Source organism: Pseudomonas anguilliseptica (assembly GCF_900105355.1).
GTDB lineage: Bacteria > Pseudomonadota > Gammaproteobacteria > Pseudomonadales > Pseudomonadaceae > Aquipseudomonas > Aquipseudomonas anguilliseptica.
The window spans coordinates 354,851-370,750 of record NZ_FNSC01000001.1; the positions used below are offsets into that span (position 1 = coordinate 354,851).

The following is a 15,900-nucleotide window of genomic DNA, read 5'->3' on the forward strand; positions in this document are numbered from 1 at the left end:
AACAGCCGACCAGCGACCATGGTCTGGGGCGGCACAGGTGTCCGCCTGACGGCGTGCGCGGTATACTGCCGCGCCTTTTTATCTTGTGCTTTGGCCTTGTCCTTTGACCTTGATAGCCCTGCGCCGGGCCATGACCCAGCGCTGTTCGAAGTTCCTGCCCTACTCCTACCCCTAGAAAAAGGAGCGCCAAGCATGACCGTGATCAAGCAAGACGACCTGATCCAGAGCGTCGCCGACGCCCTGCAGTTCATCTCCTACTACCACCCCGTCGACTTTATCCAGGCCATGCATGAGGCCTACCTGAAGGAAGAGTCGCCAGCCGCACGCGACTCCATGGCGCAGATCCTGATCAACTCGCGCATGTGCGCCACCGGCCACCGGCCGATCTGCCAGGACACCGGCATCGTCACCGTATTTATCCGCGTCGGCATGGACGTGCAATGGACCGGCGCGACCATGAGCGTCGACGACATGATCAACGAAGGCGTACGCCGCGCTTACAACCTGCCGGAGAACGTGCTGCGCGCTTCGATCCTTGCCGACCCAGCTGGCGCGCGCAAGAACACCAAGGACAACACCCCGGCGGTGATCCACTACTCCATCGTCCCCGGCGACAAGGTGGAAGTGGACGTCGCAGCCAAAGGCGGCGGCTCCGAGAACAAGTCGAAGATGGCCATGCTCAACCCGTCCGACTCCATCGTCGACTGGGTACTCAAGACCGTGCCGGAAATGGGCGCAGGCTGGTGCCCGCCAGGCATGCTCGGCATCGGCATCGGCGGCACCGCCGAGAAAGCCGCAGTCATGGCCAAGGAAGTGCTGATGGAGCACATCGACATCCATGAGCTGCAAGCCCGTGGCCCGCAGAACAAGATCGAAGAAATGCGTCTGGAGCTATTCGACAAGGTCAACCAGCTGGGCATCGGCGCCCAGGGCCTCGGTGGCCTGACCACCGTGCTCGACGTGAAGATCATGGATTACCCGACCCACGCCGCCAGTCTGCCGGTGTGCATGATCCCCAACTGCGCCGCCACCCGTCACGCCCACTTCGTGCTAGACGGCAGCGGCCCGGCCGAACTGGAAGCGCCGGACCTGTCCGCCTACCCGGAAATCGTCTGGGAAGCCGGCCCGAGTGCCCGCCGCGTTGACCTCGACACCCTGACGCCGGAAGACGTACAGAGCTGGAAGCCGGGCGAAACCGTATTGCTCAACGGCAAAATGCTCACCGGCCGCGACGCCGCGCATAAGCGCATGGTCGACATGCTGAACAAGGGCGAAGAGCTGCCGGTCGATCTCAAAGGCCGCTTTATCTATTACGTTGGCCCGGTCGATCCGGTGCGCGAAGAAGTGGTCGGCCCAGCTGGCCCGACCACAGCCACACGGATGGACAAGTTCACCCGGCAGATCCTCGAAAGCACTGGCTTGCTGGGCATGATCGGTAAATCCGAGCGCGGCCCGATTGCCATCGAAGCGATCAAGGACAACAAGGCCGTGTACCTGATGGCCGTTGGCGGCGCTGCTTATCTGGTGGCTCAGGCGATCAAGAAATCGCGCGTGGTGGCCTTCGCCGAACTGGGTATGGAAGCCATCTACGAGTTCGACGTGAAAGACATGCCCGTTACCGTGGCGGTCGACACCAAGGGCGAGTCGGTGCACATCACCGGCCCAGCAATCTGGAACAAAAAGATCCACGACAGCCTGGCCGTCGAGATCAAGTAAGCCCTGCGACACCCCCAACAAACCCGGCCACGTGCCGGGTTTGTTGTTCCAGCGCCCACGAACCCAGCCTCAGAGTAAGCAGCCAGCCAGGCTGTGAACCACCCAGTAAGCTGCGCATAAATACCAACCATCCATCCCGCAACCCGCCGCCGAGTGAACTCCCCGCGTTCGCTAAGTGTCTGTCTGCTGTCGGCCCGCCGGGTGGATTGCATGGCCATTGGCCCAGCGCGCAGCTGCATCGCGCCGCACCATCCCGACCGCCCAACAGCTTGCGGCCATGCGCCGGGCCAGCACTTATCGCACCCGCCTGAGGGTTTGTTTAATCGCCATGTGAAGATTGCCCCATGCACCTACTCCGTCATCACGCCACGCCCTTTCCCCCTCTGCAAAAGCTGGTTCTTGCAGCCTGCCTGCTGGCAAGCGCCAGCAACTCCCACGCTGCAGAAAATGCCAGCAACAACCGTTGGGTCAGCGACAGCCTGCACACCTATGTACGCAGCGGCGAAACCGGCGGCGCGGTATGGATCGCCAACCGCGACCTGCAAGGCGTACCCGGCCAGGCCGAGCGCCTGCCGCAGTTGGAACAGCAAGTGGCCGAACTGAGCGCCGAACTGGCAGGCATCAACGACACCTGGAAAACCCGCGTGCAAGGCATGCAGGAAACCCTCAACTCACGCAAAACCCTGATCGACGAACTGCAAACCGCGCGCTCGACGCTGGACAGTGAGCTAAGCCAGACCAACTCCGAACTGCGCGCACTGCAAGCGCAACTGGGCGAGGAAAACCAGCAGGTACTGATGCGCTATATGGCCTACGGTGGCGGTATCGCCGGCGCTGGGCTGCTCGCGGGGCTGATTCTGCCGACCATGCTGCGGGTACGGCGTAAGCGCAATGATCAGTGGGTTTGAGTATTGGCTAGATAAACGTCCCGACAATCTGAAATATGGGAGCCCGCGGCAGCCTGGCCTTTGAGACCAAGCGGTCCTCCATAGCGGACAGTACAAACAAACTTCCATCAGCCGCCTGAGCGCGATTTCAAGGCCAATACTCTCAATCGTGCAGGGGCATGATCGCACCCGACTACGACGAGAGCAGTGCACATGTCTGACAACGAAAACTACAGGCGCACCGAGAAGGCGGAAGACGAGTCTGAAATGCAACCTCCGGCAACCCTAAGCAGGGACGACTTTCCTGCCTGGCGTTCCCCACGCGAGGTGCAGTCCGGCCCAGAGTCACTGGACAACCCAGCGTGGCATTGGCTCGTGCATACGCGGCTTTCGGCATATAGCGGTAACGAAATATTTAAAGGCCCTTCATCGTACGAAGCCGGGCCGATGTGGTGCTTTGATCGTTTCGGGATGTCACAGACCACCCTGCCTGACGGGCGTGTTGTGTATGTCGGTGGCGAGCATGAAGACCACTATGACCCGGACTTTTATATCTATAACGATGTGGTCGTCATCAATCCAGACGGCACTATCCATATACGCGGCTACTCAAGGGATCATTTCGCGGCCACCGACTTTCACTCCGCCACTCTGGTCGGAAACTCACTTCTGATTATTGGCTGCCTTGGCTATCCCGCTGACCGAACCGCAGGCGTCACACCTGTTTATCGTCTGTCGTTAGACACTTGGTGTATTGAGAGCGTGGCCACTGATGGCCAGTCGCCTGGTTGGATTCACGGCCATACCGCAGAGCTTTCCGAGGATGGCCATTCTGTTGTGGTCACAGGAGGCACCTGCTGGCTTGGTGAAAACCGCTCGATGATTGAAAACATCGATAGCTGGTCGCTTGATGTCCGCTCGGGACGCTGGACCCGGCTGACCTCGCTCGACTGGCAGCAATGGTCAATCCGCCGCATTGATCGGAAAGTTAACCGCCTGCGGGACCTGCGGCGAGCCCTTTGGTCTCATGAGAATCCCCATCTCGGTATCACACACGATTGGAAGTTCGAAGGTGCCCCGAACTTCGTCGAGCTAGCCAAGCTCTATCGAATCGATGATGACGCGCCACCGCCTACTGAAGGTGATGGATGCGACGAGTACAACGTGGCCGTGGATGGAGTCACCGTGCGCTTCACTGAAGGAATGTTCAGCATTAATGCTAGTGAAGGGACACCTGCCCCAAGAACGCCTGGAGGCGCTTCAAGCTCGCACGCTGGCTACACTGGCTAAGTTGGACGGAGTCGAGTGGGGAATTGAGCCTATTCCTACGCTACCTAACAGCGGTTCTACCTAGAGATCGAATATCTGAACGCAGAAAGACGCCCTATGGCCTAATCATCCCGCGTCAGCACTTCCAGCAACTCAATCTCGAAGATCAGATTGGAGTGCGGTTTGATATGCGCGCCGAACTGGCGTTCGCCATAGCCCAGGTGCGACGGCACAAAGAGTTTGCGCTTGCCGCCGACTTTCATACCCATCAGGCCCTGGTCGCAACCTTTATGTTTAGTAAACAGGATTAGCACCATCACACCCCAGCACCAACCCAGCTACGCCAGTAGCCCTTAAACCCATCGTTTGGCTACCTACAGCAGCGTATAAAGCGTTTTCTCTCTTTACGGGTACATAGATAGCCCTAAGCACCTAGCACGCTAAAACAAGGCTGCTTACCTAAGGATGGTCTGAAGTAGCCATGTATTTCTGGCTGACTTCAGCCCCGCCGATTTTGAAAGCGGCAAATCGATCAAAAACGATCAGATTACCCATTCATTTCTGTGTTTTTAGCCGCCGCGAGTAGCTCGCGGCAGCCATTTCCCGCATTACAGGCGCACCTCTCCTGCATTGGTCAGTAAATGTCGGCGTGCCATCCACAGGTTCGACAGCGCGAACAGCGTCACCAGTTGCGCCGTGTTCTTGGCCAAGCCACGGAAGCGTGTCTTTACATAACTGAACTGACGCTTGATCACCCGGAACGGGTGCTCAACCTTGGCGCGCACCTGGGCCTTGGCCTTCTCGATCTTGCGTTTGGCTTTGTACAGCGGGCTGCTCTTACCCAGCTTCTTATAGGTGCTGCGGCGGGCAGCAACCTGCCAGATCACCTCGCGCCCATCATGTTCGGGGCGCTTTTCGACGCCGGTATAACCCGCATCGGCGCACACCACGTTTTCCTCGCCGTGCAGCAACTTGTCGACCTGAGTGACATCCGCCACGTTGGCCGCCGTGCCTACCACGCTGTGTACCAGCCCCGACTCGTCATCCACGCCAATGTGCGCCTTCATGCCGAAGTAGTATTGGTTGCCCTTCTTGGCCTGGTGCATCTCTGGGTCGCGTTTGCCGTCCTTGTTCTTGGTCGAACTCGGCGCATTGATCAGCGTGGCATCGACGATGGTGCCTTGGCGCAACGACAGGCCACGGTCGCCAAGATAGCCATTGATGACGGCCAGGATGCCGGCAGCCAACTCATGTTTCTCCAGCAGACGACGGAAGTTGAGGATGGTGGTTTCGTCGGGGATACGTTCCAGACTCAGCCCGGCGAACTGCCGCAGGATAGTGGTCTCGTACAGCGCTTCTTCCATCGCCGGGTCGCTGTAGCCGAACCAGTTCTGCATCAGGTGCACACGTAGCATCGCCATCAGCGGATAGGCCGGCCGACCGCCTTCACCCTTGGGGTAATACGGTTCGATCAGTGCGATCAAACCCTTCCACGGCACCACCCGATCCATCTCGATCAGGAACAACTCTTTGCGGGTCTGCTTGCGTTTGCCGGCGTACTCGGCATCGGCGAAGGTCATTTGCTTCATCGGAAAACTCGGCGGGTGGCGTCCGGGCATTTTGCCAAAATCAGGAAGTCTTATTCAGAGTTTCCCTAAGACCTCAAGAAAAGATTCATGTTTTTACACAAAACGCAAGATTTATCTTGACATAAAAAACGGTTGCTTTATACTGCTTCTCACCGCTTTTTGAAAACACCACAGATCGCAGCAGTGGTGCAGCCACCGCAGATACGCCTGACACACCGCATAGACAGTTAGATGAAGAAGATCAAAAGAAAAGAGCAACAGCGATACCGAGTCGTACACATAAGCTGTTGTTGGCTGTCGGTAATCAGCGAAAGCCTGTTAATTTTTAGAGCAGACTGATTAACCAAACAAATAACGATTGACTGATCGATAGAAAAATGGTATAATATAGCTATCAGGCAATCTAAAGTTTCGATCGCTGTAATTACTTATAAAGTAACCATATTTGCTCAACAGCAGTAAACATGGGGACTGTAGAGCATTCAGCGTACTAGATTAAAAAATAAATCAAAAATAGCTTGACAAGGCTTCATAAATAGCTTGACAAAAATCCACTTTTACTGATAGAGTGGTAATAGTAAATGAGAGTTTTTATATAAACCTCTCAACCCGAATTAGCTACCTCCTCCCCTGCTAATACCAACTCACTCCGGTGAGTTTTGTTGTTCTCTGTTCTCTCGCTCCAAATCGCTGCTTCTCATTGTTCTATTTCTTGCAAATGTCAGTGTGCGGTTTACCTCGACTGCATCAAAAGCACTGACAACCCCCGCTGACTGCTGGCCTTCTTCTCCAGCACCAGCACTTTAAACCAAAGCTTTGTACAAAGCTTTGTTATGGCTCACACATATTCCTATTTGGGTTATTTCAGGCACAAGGGCTGGAATATGTGTTGAGCTTTTTGTTTGCCAATTCTCAGAAACACTTACCTAAACCCAACTCATTAAGGAGTTCTTAATGCGCATCATCCTGCGCCCGTGTTTATTCTGCGGGCATGATATAGAGACAAAGCGAAGTCACACGATACTTCACAGCACTTGCCACGTTCCACACCATCGCTTGAAAAACAAACTCTTCCCCGACATGCCACCAGAAGAATTTAATGCTTTCTGTCGTGCAGAGTTAAAGGAAGGCCGACACCCCAACCCTAAACATAAAATCAACCAAAAATCAGAGGAACAACAATATGGGACGTAAGACCGTAGACCAGCCCAAAGGAAGTACAGAGCGCGTAAGGCGCTTCCGTAAGCGTAGAGCGCTAATTGATACCTTCGCCATCCCAGCCTATAGCACCAACGACAACGCTTCACTGGAAGCATTACAGAGCTTTCTAGACAGCATTAACAAAGACACGCAGGAAGAGACAGTAGAAGCCAATCAATAAACAATTGTTTGTTAAGTTTTTACCCCCTCTTTTCAACGATCACCCCAAAACCAATACAACCATAGCCACATTAGGCTAACGGCCTTTTACGGCCTAAATTCATAAGGATTTAATAATGAGTAGACGTTATCCAGATGGTACACGCAAACAATACCAATCGTTCCTACTACGTCTGAATGTAGATGTTATTCAACAATTGGATTTACCAAAAAGCTTTACCCGCCATAACAATGACCTTAGCTTTTTAGTGAATGAATTGCTATCCGGTTACGTCAATGAACTTATAGACATTAAAGAGAACTCAGACAATGAAAAAGACGTTGTATCTGAATGACCGCGAATACGAAAAACAGACAGTTCTTTTGCAATTGGACAATCTGTTCTTTTTACAACGTGAAGCTTTGGCCACTGGCAGCAGTGTTAGTGAAATTCTAAACACCATCATCACAAAACACTTTGAGGAGATTGAACAGAATGAGTGATTATCTTGCCAACGGTGAAGAATGCCTATTAAAGATGGTACGACTTAGGATGAATCGAACCCTTGTAGAACGCTATGAAGCTATGGAGTCATCAAAACCCACCTTTTCCACTCTACTCAACTCGTTGCTTGAAGATTGGTTGGTTACAGAAGACCTCAAAGCAGAGTTTGAAAAGCTGAACAATGGCTAGTATTAAAACTTGTACATTTAACTCACTCCAGCCCTTTAAACATGCGACTTCCAACAATTTAAGGAGTTATCAAAATGCGCTTAGCCATTACAGGAAAAGCAGAAGAACAGTTCCTCAAGCTACTTGATGAGACAGGGGTAAATAATCCCACACACCTCAACAATCTACTTATCAGCTTTATCAGCACTCATCATTCCCAGGAGGCAATTACTTATGCCCAACATCGAGACAAACACAAACAAGAAGAAGCTTGAACGCATCTACACTTGTTCAGTATGCAGCACCAGCTACCCTACCACCCGCTACAGCAATACGCACTATTGCAGCCCTTCCTGCCGTTCTAAAGCCCGCAGTGACAAGACAGCAGCTAAAAGAATCGAGAAGATCCCTTACAGTGACAACTGGTTATGGATTGCTCAGGAATGCCGTAGAGCTGGCACAGCAGAAGTCTTGCAAGACGTAGACTTAGAAAAACTGTTTGAAATCTACAATCGCCGTTATAAGTGCTACGGCTGGGACTCAGACAAGAAGCAAAGTAAATTTCACCTTTGCCATATATCCCCCGTATCTGGTAATGGCTCTGTAGGTCTTCTACACCATCAAAACCTTTTTATTGGCGGGAGTCTTCCTAACCAAGTACAGGGTACAAAGTATTATAAAGGTGCCGGCTTAAGCATCCGTAGCATCAAGCTCTTACCAAAATGGCGAGTCGCCAAGGAAGATTCAGACAAGCAAGTCTTTGCAACGATTCAAACATATTTGGGAAGCAAGCTCACCGACTACGCCAAGGCCAACCCCATCAGAAAGGCCAACCGTTTTGTTATAGCTGACCGCATATTCAAGCTTGATAATAATACTCTTCCTTTGTCTGATCTTCGCAAGATGAGTACAAGCAACCTAATGCAGCTAGAGGCCGATTTGTTAAACAAGTCTGTATCAGCATTAAGTTAACAGCGCGCCGCTCTCTGTCGGTTTATCTTGAAGAGCTTGAACGCTTCGCCAGCTACAACACAGAAAAGAAAGATGATTATCTCTTTGTAGCTGCTGCTGTTCGCATTCTTACTCAGTGCATGGTGCAGCAACAGGAACAAGGATTGGCAGACGTTGCACAGCGTACCTTTCGTAGTTATTTGACATTTAAACCGCTAACCAGAAAGCAAGGTAAGGCAATTAATAAGCTACGTGATTTTATCGGATTCACAGCCTTCTCTACGCTACAAGGTGCAGAAGTCGATAGAGCGCTGATTACAAACACTATCCGCAGTTATCTGCACGTAGATAGCCTGTCTGTAATCGAGCATATGAAGCCAGATTTTAATGACCAGTTCACCGATGCCGACGACCTTAATCAACAGCTTGAACAGTTCTACAGCCTGTCACAGAAAGTGAAAGAAGCATTTGCTACTGTCGGCATGCTGGACACTGCCACTTTGTCACGTATCAGCAATAACGAAAAAGCAGAGAGCTTCAAACAGACGTACATGCAAGACCTGAGCTGTAGTGAATACCTGAACTATGATTTCAGCGACTACAACATTCAAGTAGAGGAAGATTACATTCATCGCCCTACGCACTCCCCAACTTGGCTGCCATTTTAAGTGCAATGCTTAATCAATAGGTAGTTATACAAATATGTACAGCATCACACTTTAAGCCTACTCCCATAAGGCTTTCAGACAACCAACAATCAATAAAACAGAATTTGATTCAATCCTGAATCAATGTCCGGGCTTTGTGCATCCTGTGCATCCTGTGCATCCTGTGCATCCTGTGCATCCTGTGCATCCTGTGCATAGCCCATTTTCAATAAAGAAGAGGTAACAAAAATGAACGCAGTGAACAAGCAGCACGTACAACTCCCACGCACTCTGGACGCCAGCCAACTAGCCCAGCTTCAAGCACAAGCCCGCCAGAAGCTTCTAGAGGGTGTTTATAACGGCCATCAGTGGGTATACCCCTGTGCAGACCGCCACAGCTTCCAAGGCTTTGATTTAGCCCTTGAATACACCCAACAGTCAGTAAAGGAAGGCAAAGAGCTTTACCCACATGATCCCGCTGTAAATAGTGGCTTCTACTATGGGGTTAGCTTCTGGAAGCCTAAAGGAGAAATTGAATCCATCCTTGAAAAGAGTGACTTGGAAGTAGAACAAAAACTGAAAGAAGAGATTGAAGCATTCAACGCCGCCCAGGTGGAATTGCTCACCCGGCAATTGGTAGAACAAGAGCTGAACAAGGAACGTAAGAAAGAAGATGACCGCCTAACAGCGATTCAAGCCAAAGCAGCAGCTACAGCAGCCAAACACATTCAAGACCAACTGCAAGGAAGTAAATAATATGTCTAAAGTAATGGATATTCTCAAAGCTAAACACAAGCCAACTGAATACGCAGCAGAACAAGAAGCAGCAGACAAGAAATTTGCCGAAACCTTGGCATTTGTTGAGGGAGTGAAAGCAGGACTTGAGCAAGTAGAGAAGTCTAAGACTAAGCCATTATTCGTTAGTGATGATTCCGCCAAAGGCTTCAAGCCAGCTAACAAGTAGTCTAAAGATAGGGGCTGTGTGCTTGCACACGCTTGAAATACAGCCCCCTTTTCACAACAGAGAATAAATATATGAAAATAGCGTCATTTTTCGCATCCATCGGTTTGCAGATTCAAAAGAACGATGTTCGCAACGTAGATAAAACACTGTCTAATCTTGAAAAGCGTTTTGCAAAATTCAACAAGTCAGTGACCAAAGATTTAAACCTTAACCTCAAGAATCTAAAACTCCCCGCCTTAAAATTCAAAGCCTCTTTCAATAAATTGCAGCTACAGAAAGAAGCTCAAACATCAGTCAATCGTGTTAGTAAGCTTCTAAGCATCAAAATTGATCGCTTTGAGATTAACGAGCCAAAGTTACAAAAACAGCTTGCTGGTATTTTTCAACGGGCCACAAACGCCAACCGTCTAAACCTTCGAACAATTCAAGGCAGTGCAGGCGGATCAAACCCCTATCACCCTGGACGACTGACAGCAGCCATACAGAACTATGGCAACCCTGCCCATATGAATCTCCCCGGCATGAATAGCTTGGCTGGTATCAGCCGCTTTGGCCTTCCTATGGGTGCTGGCTTAGGTGTTGGGGCATTAGCTGGGGGCGCTGCTGGTGTAGTGGGTGGCGGTATTGTTGCTGGTCAGCAAGGCGCTGTAGCTCTCGGTAATGACCAAGCCCTGAAAGAGAACATGCGTGCTCAGTTGGACGTAGCCAGCGGCCAGTCATCCCGAGCAGGTAAAGACGCACAGAATAAACGCTTCTTTGACTTAGCAAATAGTACAGGCACAAAAGCATCTGAACTAATCACTCCCTATGCTCAGATGATGAAAACACTGAACGCTATGGGTTTGAATACAGAAAAGAGTTTTGATCTTTACAAAGATATGTCCCTCTTTGCTAAAGGCACAGGTGCTAGTGGTGAGCAACAAGGCCGAGCCGCCTACGCTATCGGCCAAATCTACGGGAAAGGATACGTGGCTCGGGAAGAGCTTCAGCTCCAGCTGTCAGACGCCCTCCCGAGCTTTAAGAAGTATTTGATGCAAGTGTTTGAGAAAGAGACAGGGAAGAAAGGCGGTGAAGCATTCGACAAAGCTCTGACTAATAAACAAATCACTACAACCATGATGGAGCAGGCATTCAAGCTTGCCGCAGCATCCAACATGAAGAACGTACAGCAGTACAGCAACACAGTGCTAGGCGAGCAGGCACGGCTTGAGAATATGAAGCTAGAAGAGCAGATGGGCCGTACCCTGTCAGACGATGTAATCCCCGGTATGCGTAACTATACGAAAGCTCAGGGGGAGCTATACGAAGCCCTAAAGCCAATGCGTAATCAGTTCTATGACTTGAGTGCAAGCATTCTTAATTTCAGCGCCAGTATGCTCAGAGCCTCTACACCATTCGTTAAGACCGTAGGCGACCTAGGCACACCAACAATTCCAAAGATTGCTTCTGCAACATCAGGCAATCGTCCGTGGTGGGATACATCAGGCGGTGGTGCAGGCCCAATGAGCACAGAACGCTATGGAATGTTCGCTAATCGGGATAAAGGTGGCGGTTGCAGGAGCTGAGTGCAACACGGTTATTGAATTGACGCTGGCGCATCATGCCGCATAGCCATGGCTTCTTGCATTACTTCGCTCATGACTTCGATCGGGCACTTGAAGTCGAAGCGCTTACGCGGCCGCATATTCAGTTGCAGTGCAATGGCATCCAACTGTTCTTGGCTGTGTCCCGACAAGTCTGTGCCCTTGGGCAGGTACTGGCGAATGAGGCCGTTGATGTTTTCGTTGCTGCCGCGCTGCCAGGGGCTGTGTGGGTCGCAGAAGTAGATCGCTATGCCGGTTCTCTGGGTGATCTCGGCGTGCCGCGCCATCTCCCGGCCCTGGTCGTAGGTCATGCTCTTACGCATCGCCAGCGGCATACGATTGAGTGCGGCGCTGAAACCTTCCATCGCCGAGGTCGCCGTCGCATCGTTCATCTTGATCAGCATCAGGTAGCCACTGGTGCGTTCTACCAAGGTGCCGACCGACGAGGCGTTGGCCTTGCCCTTGATAAGGTCGCCCTCCCAGTGGCCCGGCATCAGGCGGTCTTCAATCTCCGGCGGGCGCACGTGAATACTGACCAGCTCCGGGAGCTGGCCACGTCGATCCACGCCGCCAGAGCGCGGCCTGCGCGTCGTCTTGCTTTGGCGCAGGCAGATAATCAGCTCCTTGCGCAGCTCGCCGACCGGCAAGGCATAGATCGCGGTATAGATCGTCTCGCGACAGACGTAGGCATCTCTGAGGCTGGGTATGTTCATGCTGCGCAGCTTGCCGGCAATCTGCTCGGGAGACAAACGCTCACGCAGCATATGGGTCACCAACTCGAAGCGTTCACTACCGGGCAGCAGCTTTCGCTTGGGCCGGCAGACTTGGCGCCGGGCTCTCATCTGCTGCTGCGCCGCACGGGCCGAGTAACGACCGCAGACCTCTCGATTACGGCGCAACTCGCGACTGATAGTCGAGGGGGATCGGTTGATCAGGTGGGCAATCTTGCGCAGGCTAAAGCCTTGGGCATGACCGATTTGAATAGTGGCGCGCTCTTCAACGCTGAGTTCGGAATAAGACATAGGGGCAGCACCGTATCGGAAAGATCAGGTGTTGCACTCAGTTTTTGCCGCCGCCGGTATTGGCCCAGCCACTCAAGCGGGTGTTGATCGTTTTAAATCCCTGTCTGAATCTTTCAAGCCTCAGCTTGGACCCTTGCCAATGGATAGCAAAGAAAGCGCACTACAGGGCATCCGAGAGGGAATGGCTCAACGCATCACTAACAACAACGCAACAGCAAACATTACAGTGAACAACACATTTAATGGTGTTGATCCGGGTGAGGCTGAACAGAATATGGTGGAAGTCAGCAAGCGGGTATGGCGTGACAGCTTCAAAGCCACGATTACAGAGAGCTTACAGAACTACCCCCAGACAGAATAAACAGTATCAAATGTGGCTAAAAACGTCACTTTAGTCACGAATATAAGCCTCTGAAATATGGGGCTTTCTTTTTCATCAAGCTTACAACCTGCTTATTCACTGACTTCTATGTATCTGGTGTTAAGCCGTTTGTTGCCCCTCACGTCAACTTTTTACAACAAGTCTTTTAATTTCAATCACTCATTCGAGAATTATTATCAAAATGCTAGACCAACTGAATAGATACATTCCAGCTATTACACTTTCACTTCTAATAATTTCACTCTATATGGTCAACAATGACGCCAGATACACGCAGAACTTGATAACCGAGAGCTTCAAGACTCAAGCCTCCCAACAGCAACAGCTGTTCACCCTGGAGCAGAGAGACACAGAGCTAGGTGTAAGGATTGTTCGTCTTGAGTCTGCAATCTGTAGCCAGCTACCACGTCAGCGCACAGTGCAATGCCCAATAACCCTAAACCCGTAGTTTCCTGACTACAGCCTCCTATCATTTATCTCTACTTGTATGAGAGGAGCGAGAATCTACAAACTCAACTATCACATTCCCTATTTTCAAAAGGTTAATGATAGGTTATCATTGCTCTATCAAATTAATCTCTAAAGGATAGCCAGCCATGAAAGCCCATCTTTACCTGAGAGCATCGACCAAGGATCAGGATTCTCTGCGCGCTCTTTCCACTCTTCAGGCATTCGCAGCCAAGACAGGGTTAGAGGTGGCTGGTGTGTATGCAGAGAATGTCAGCGGTACAAAACTTGATCGTCCTGAACTATTCCGTCTGTTGGAGTCAGCCGAGCAAGGAGATGTTCTGTTGTGTGAGTCAGTTGATAGGTTATCTCGCCTATCTCAAGATGACTGGGAATCTCTCAAGGGTACTATTAAGGTGAAGGGGTTACGTCTGGTAGTAGATGACCTTCCCACCTCTCACCAACTTGTCACTGATAAGGGGATCACTGGTCAGGTGATGATGGTAATCAACAATATGCTGATTGATTTGATGGCCACAATGGCAAGGTTAGATCAGGAAAAGCGTGTAGAACGTATCCGTCAGGGTTTAGAGAACAAGCGTATTGCAGACCCTGAGTGGAAACCTACGGGAAAGAAGAAAAACACAGCCAAACATAATCTTGTTCTGTCTCACCTATCAAACCCCACCTTGACTATGGATCAGGTCGCTAAGTTATCAGGCGTCGGCGTTGCCACTGTGTACCGTATCAAGGCATCACAGCAGGTATAGGCACACCCATACACACCACCTACATACACCACACACATACAGCCTCGCCTCAACAGCGGGGCTTTTCTTTGCCTGCTAGATAGAGAGTCACTTAGCAAAATACCCCTCTAAACAAGCGCTCTATACATAACCTATAGGGTAGTATGGTCACACCTCTTAAACACGCTTATACGCGCTCACAGAGGCTTATATAGGCTATGCACATACATACCAATGCCTAGCTGTGTATATGTAGTGACGATATTTCTAGCAGTAGTGGGGCCGTGCTACTGGTGAGCACGTACCTGCTTATCACATCGGCTATATATCCAGTGTAATCAGCAGAATGCAAACGGATATTTTCCAGACATAGAAAAACAAAGGCCACCATTTAGGCAGCCTTTCAGACGGGGGTAGGTGGTTTGCTGTAGCAGGGGCTTACAGGGTTTTAGTGTACAACCAGACCAGCACAACCACGCCAATGACAAACAACGCCTTACGCTTTATCGAGTCGTGTCGTTCTCTGTCTGCTTTTACGTGCTGGTAAGCCTGCACGTCATCCATGCCTTGAATTTTATAGTTCAGCACGTGATTCATTTGGCCTTGAATGCGCTTGTTGTGGTTGCTGTTGTTGAACGCCACGATCACCTAGACGATCACCCAAAAGCCCATTGTGATGAGGCTCAAGATCAGATGCAGAATGTGGTTGGTGGTCTTCTTCTGGCTATTGAGTATAAAAATCTGTTCGTTCATGCCGTACTTCCCTGTTCACATGGCGTTGATTAGCTCAGATATTAGCAGCGACCCAGCGGCCAGCACGCCTTGTATCAAGCGCCCTGTTTTCTCGGCGGGGGGTTAGGTCAGAAACTCCAATTCGTCACGCAGGATTAGAACGCTGTCAGGTGCTTCTATGGCAATCCTGACTTTGCCTTCTCTGGTGACTTCGGAAATGGTGACGGTGATGCCCTTGCGGATCAGGTCGCTGATGTTGTCTAGATGCTCGGGCCTGATAGTCAGCCGAAGCCCTTGGTCTGCCTTCCTTGTCAGCATCAGTCTACCCACGGTTCTCTCCTTGATTTGTGGTTGCTAGGGAGAGATTAGACAGTTTCAGGCAGGACGCCAGCCGGCAGATTTGGGTAGAAAATATGGGTAGAAATGCTGTGTAGCAATTTGTTTATATTATTGATTTATATAGACTTTTTTAAATAAAGATAAAAACACAGCTTGTACATCGAAGTCTCCGCCGGCAAGACTGATAAAAACAGCTCGATAATGATGCCACACAATAATGGCATTCTGCCTTATTGGGTATTCGCGCACCCCATCACACTTGCACCCTATGACCGGGCAATGTGCTGTGTGTTCAACGCATTAGCTCAATCAGCCAAGTTATACCCGCGCCAGAAACGCCGCCAACGGGCCATTAAACCGCTTACCGGCAGGTTATGACTGCCATCACAGTAAGGTAGACGTTGCGAGCGTGCACAACGGCAAAGCAGCAGAAATTGCTCACGCTCAGGCCGCAGCTCAAGCACATCAGGGCAAACGGAAACACAATCGGGAAGCCGGGACGAACGTCCGCAGCGGCACAACAGCAAGGTATCGCCAGGTTTGACCTGGCGCACCTCAGGCAGAATCGGCGCAGGCTTACTCGACATAAGC

20 protein-coding genes and 1 pseudogene are annotated in these 15,900 nt (G+C 50.9%); 15 read left to right on the forward strand and 6 right to left on the reverse strand.

The genetic code is table 11. From position 1 onward, the window contains the following. Positions 1 to 192: 192 nt before the first annotated feature. The 3 genes from BLW24_RS01835 (at position 193) to BLW24_RS01845 (ending at position 3,893) form a co-directional block, all read left to right on the forward strand. Positions 193 to 1,716 carry a fumarate hydratase gene (locus BLW24_RS01835; RefSeq protein WP_090375959.1) on the forward strand — a complete coding sequence of 508 codons (1,524 nt, stop codon included), beginning with the start codon at positions 193 to 195 and terminating at the stop codon, positions 1,714 to 1,716. 344 nt (positions 1,717 to 2,060) lie between these two features. Then, the gene (locus BLW24_RS01840) at positions 2,061 to 2,624 is read left to right on the forward strand and encodes a TIGR04211 family SH3 domain-containing protein (protein ID WP_090375962.1); all 564 of its coding nucleotides are present in this window, start codon (positions 2,061 to 2,063) and stop codon (positions 2,622 to 2,624) included. A gap of 192 nt (positions 2,625 to 2,816) precedes the next feature. Continuing rightward, the gene (locus tag BLW24_RS01845) at positions 2,817 to 3,893 is read left to right on the forward strand and encodes a hypothetical protein (RefSeq protein WP_090375965.1); all 1,077 of its coding nucleotides are present in this window, start codon (positions 2,817 to 2,819) and stop codon (positions 3,891 to 3,893) included. Between the two features lie 101 nt (positions 3,894 to 3,994). Here BLW24_RS01845 and BLW24_RS01850 read toward each other — a convergent pair. Together BLW24_RS01850 and BLW24_RS01855 are read right to left on the reverse strand one after the other, a co-directional pair. Beyond that, positions 3,995 to 4,162, reverse strand: a pseudogene (locus tag BLW24_RS01850) (FKBP-type peptidyl-prolyl cis-trans isomerase); the annotation flags it as partial. A 318-nt stretch (positions 4,163 to 4,480) separates the two neighbouring features. After that, entirely contained in the window at positions 4,481 to 5,461 is a 981-nt protein-coding gene (locus tag BLW24_RS01855) for an IS5 family transposase (protein ID WP_090375425.1), read from the reverse strand. Positions 5,462 to 6,415: 954 nt separating this feature from the next. Here BLW24_RS01855 and BLW24_RS25480 point away from each other — a divergent pair. From BLW24_RS25480 to BLW24_RS01890, 10 genes are all read left to right on the forward strand, one after another. After that, complete coding sequence (locus tag BLW24_RS25480) at positions 6,416 to 6,655, forward strand: hypothetical protein (protein ID WP_139272623.1); 240 nt, start codon at positions 6,416 to 6,418, stop codon at positions 6,653 to 6,655. Then, positions 6,645 to 6,842: a hypothetical protein gene (locus tag BLW24_RS01860; protein ID WP_090375968.1), complete on the forward strand. Its 198-nt coding sequence runs from the start codon at positions 6,645 to 6,647 to the stop codon at positions 6,840 to 6,842. Before BLW24_RS25480 ends, BLW24_RS01860 begins: the two co-directional genes overlap by 11 nt. Positions 6,843 to 6,957: 115 nt before the next feature. Further along, positions 6,958 to 7,176, forward strand: coding sequence for a hypothetical protein (locus tag BLW24_RS25485; RefSeq protein ID WP_139272624.1), 219 nt, complete (start codon positions 6,958 to 6,960; stop codon positions 7,174 to 7,176). Between the two features lie 140 nt (positions 7,177 to 7,316). Next, positions 7,317 to 7,514, forward strand: coding sequence for a hypothetical protein (locus tag BLW24_RS01865; RefSeq protein ID WP_090375970.1), 198 nt, complete (start codon positions 7,317 to 7,319; stop codon positions 7,512 to 7,514). A gap of 74 nt (positions 7,515 to 7,588) precedes the next feature. Continuing rightward, the gene (locus BLW24_RS25490) at positions 7,589 to 7,768 is read left to right on the forward strand and encodes a hypothetical protein (protein WP_139272625.1); all 180 of its coding nucleotides are present in this window, start codon (positions 7,589 to 7,591) and stop codon (positions 7,766 to 7,768) included. Further along, entirely contained in the window at positions 7,728 to 8,465 is a 738-nt protein-coding gene (locus BLW24_RS01870; protein WP_090375976.1) for a hypothetical protein, read from the forward strand. Before BLW24_RS25490 ends, BLW24_RS01870 begins: the two co-directional genes overlap by 41 nt. A 122-nt stretch (positions 8,466 to 8,587) precedes the next feature. Then, positions 8,588 to 9,112 carry a hypothetical protein gene (locus tag BLW24_RS25495; protein WP_139272626.1) on the forward strand — a complete coding sequence of 175 codons (525 nt, stop codon included), beginning with the start codon at positions 8,588 to 8,590 and terminating at the stop codon, positions 9,110 to 9,112. A gap of 228 nt (positions 9,113 to 9,340) precedes the next feature. Next, positions 9,341 to 9,847 (forward strand): hypothetical protein, encoded by a 507-nt coding sequence (locus BLW24_RS01880; protein WP_090375982.1) that lies wholly within the window; start codon positions 9,341 to 9,343, stop codon positions 9,845 to 9,847. 1 nt (position 9,848) lies between these two features. Next, entirely contained in the window at positions 9,849 to 10,055 is a 207-nt protein-coding gene (locus BLW24_RS01885) for a hypothetical protein (RefSeq protein WP_090375985.1), read from the forward strand. A 32-nt stretch (positions 10,056 to 10,087) separates the two neighbouring features. After that, positions 10,088 to 11,620, forward strand: a complete 1,533-nt coding sequence (locus tag BLW24_RS01890) for a tape measure protein (RefSeq protein ID WP_139272627.1) — start codon at positions 10,088 to 10,090, stop codon at positions 11,618 to 11,620. Between the two features lie 11 nt (positions 11,621 to 11,631). Here the strand turns inward: BLW24_RS01890 and BLW24_RS01895 are convergent, their stop codons facing one another. Continuing rightward, positions 11,632 to 12,660, reverse strand: a complete 1,029-nt coding sequence (locus tag BLW24_RS01895; protein WP_090375993.1) for an IS30 family transposase — start codon at positions 12,658 to 12,660, stop codon at positions 11,632 to 11,634. Positions 12,661 to 12,688: 28 nt separating this feature from the next. Between BLW24_RS01895 and BLW24_RS01900 the strand changes: the two genes are divergently transcribed. Both BLW24_RS01900 and BLW24_RS01905 read left to right on the forward strand, forming a co-directional pair. Next, the gene (locus BLW24_RS01900; protein ID WP_167360310.1) at positions 12,689 to 13,021 is read left to right on the forward strand and encodes a hypothetical protein; all 333 of its coding nucleotides are present in this window, start codon (positions 12,689 to 12,691) and stop codon (positions 13,019 to 13,021) included. Positions 13,022 to 13,638: 617 nt separating this feature from the next. Then, positions 13,639 to 14,259 carry a recombinase family protein gene (locus tag BLW24_RS01905; RefSeq protein WP_090375999.1) on the forward strand — a complete coding sequence of 207 codons (621 nt, stop codon included), beginning with the start codon at positions 13,639 to 13,641 and terminating at the stop codon, positions 14,257 to 14,259. 417 nt (positions 14,260 to 14,676) lie between these two features. Here BLW24_RS01905 and BLW24_RS26305 read toward each other — a convergent pair whose 3' ends face one another. The 3 genes from BLW24_RS26305 to BLW24_RS01920 all read right to left on the reverse strand — a co-directional run bounded on the left by BLW24_RS26305 (position 14,677) and on the right by BLW24_RS01920 (position 15,896). Next, entirely contained in the window at positions 14,677 to 14,880 is a 204-nt protein-coding gene (locus tag BLW24_RS26305) for a hypothetical protein (protein ID WP_244161061.1), read from the reverse strand. A 213-nt stretch (positions 14,881 to 15,093) separates the two neighbouring features. Further along, positions 15,094 to 15,300, reverse strand: a complete 207-nt coding sequence (locus BLW24_RS01915; protein ID WP_139272628.1) for a carbon storage regulator — start codon at positions 15,298 to 15,300, stop codon at positions 15,094 to 15,096. 314 nt (positions 15,301 to 15,614) lie between these two features. Further along, positions 15,615 to 15,896, reverse strand: a complete 282-nt coding sequence (locus BLW24_RS01920) for a CDGSH iron-sulfur domain-containing protein (protein ID WP_090376005.1) — start codon at positions 15,894 to 15,896, stop codon at positions 15,615 to 15,617. Positions 15,897 to 15,900 lie beyond the last annotated feature (4 nt).

What these genes read in the sequence shown, in the direction of transcription:
- BLW24_RS01835 (WP_090375959.1), top strand. Translation starts at nt 193, where the DNA reads ATGACCGTGATCAAGCAAGACGACCTGATCCAGAGCGTCGCCGACGCC.
- BLW24_RS01840 (WP_090375962.1), top strand. Translation starts at nt 2,061, where the DNA reads ATGCACCTACTCCGTCATCACGCCACGCCCTTTCCCCCTCTGCAAAAG.
- BLW24_RS01845 (WP_090375965.1), top strand. Translation starts at nt 2,817, where the DNA reads ATGTCTGACAACGAAAACTACAGGCGCACCGAGAAGGCGGAAGACGAG.
- BLW24_RS01855 (WP_090375425.1), bottom strand. Translation starts at nt 5,461, where the DNA reads ATGAAGCAAATGACCTTCGCCGATGCCGAGTACGCCGGCAAACGCAAG.
- BLW24_RS25480 (WP_139272623.1), top strand. Translation starts at nt 6,416, where the DNA reads ATGCGCATCATCCTGCGCCCGTGTTTATTCTGCGGGCATGATATAGAG.
- BLW24_RS01860 (WP_090375968.1), top strand. Translation starts at nt 6,645, where the DNA reads ATGGGACGTAAGACCGTAGACCAGCCCAAAGGAAGTACAGAGCGCGTA.
- BLW24_RS25485 (WP_139272624.1), top strand. Translation starts at nt 6,958, where the DNA reads ATGAGTAGACGTTATCCAGATGGTACACGCAAACAATACCAATCGTTC.
- BLW24_RS01865 (WP_090375970.1), top strand. Translation starts at nt 7,317, where the DNA reads ATGAGTGATTATCTTGCCAACGGTGAAGAATGCCTATTAAAGATGGTA.
- BLW24_RS25490 (WP_139272625.1), top strand. Translation starts at nt 7,589, where the DNA reads ATGCGCTTAGCCATTACAGGAAAAGCAGAAGAACAGTTCCTCAAGCTA.
- BLW24_RS01870 (WP_090375976.1), top strand. Translation starts at nt 7,728, where the DNA reads ATGCCCAACATCGAGACAAACACAAACAAGAAGAAGCTTGAACGCATC.
- BLW24_RS01880 (WP_090375982.1), top strand. Translation starts at nt 9,341, where the DNA reads ATGAACGCAGTGAACAAGCAGCACGTACAACTCCCACGCACTCTGGAC.
- BLW24_RS01885 (WP_090375985.1), top strand. Translation starts at nt 9,849, where the DNA reads ATGTCTAAAGTAATGGATATTCTCAAAGCTAAACACAAGCCAACTGAA.
- BLW24_RS01895 (WP_090375993.1), bottom strand. Translation starts at nt 12,660, where the DNA reads ATGTCTTATTCCGAACTCAGCGTTGAAGAGCGCGCCACTATTCAAATC.
- BLW24_RS01905 (WP_090375999.1), top strand. Translation starts at nt 13,639, where the DNA reads ATGAAAGCCCATCTTTACCTGAGAGCATCGACCAAGGATCAGGATTCT.
- BLW24_RS01920 (WP_090376005.1), bottom strand. Translation starts at nt 15,896, where the DNA reads ATGTCGAGTAAGCCTGCGCCGATTCTGCCTGAGGTGCGCCAGGTCAAA.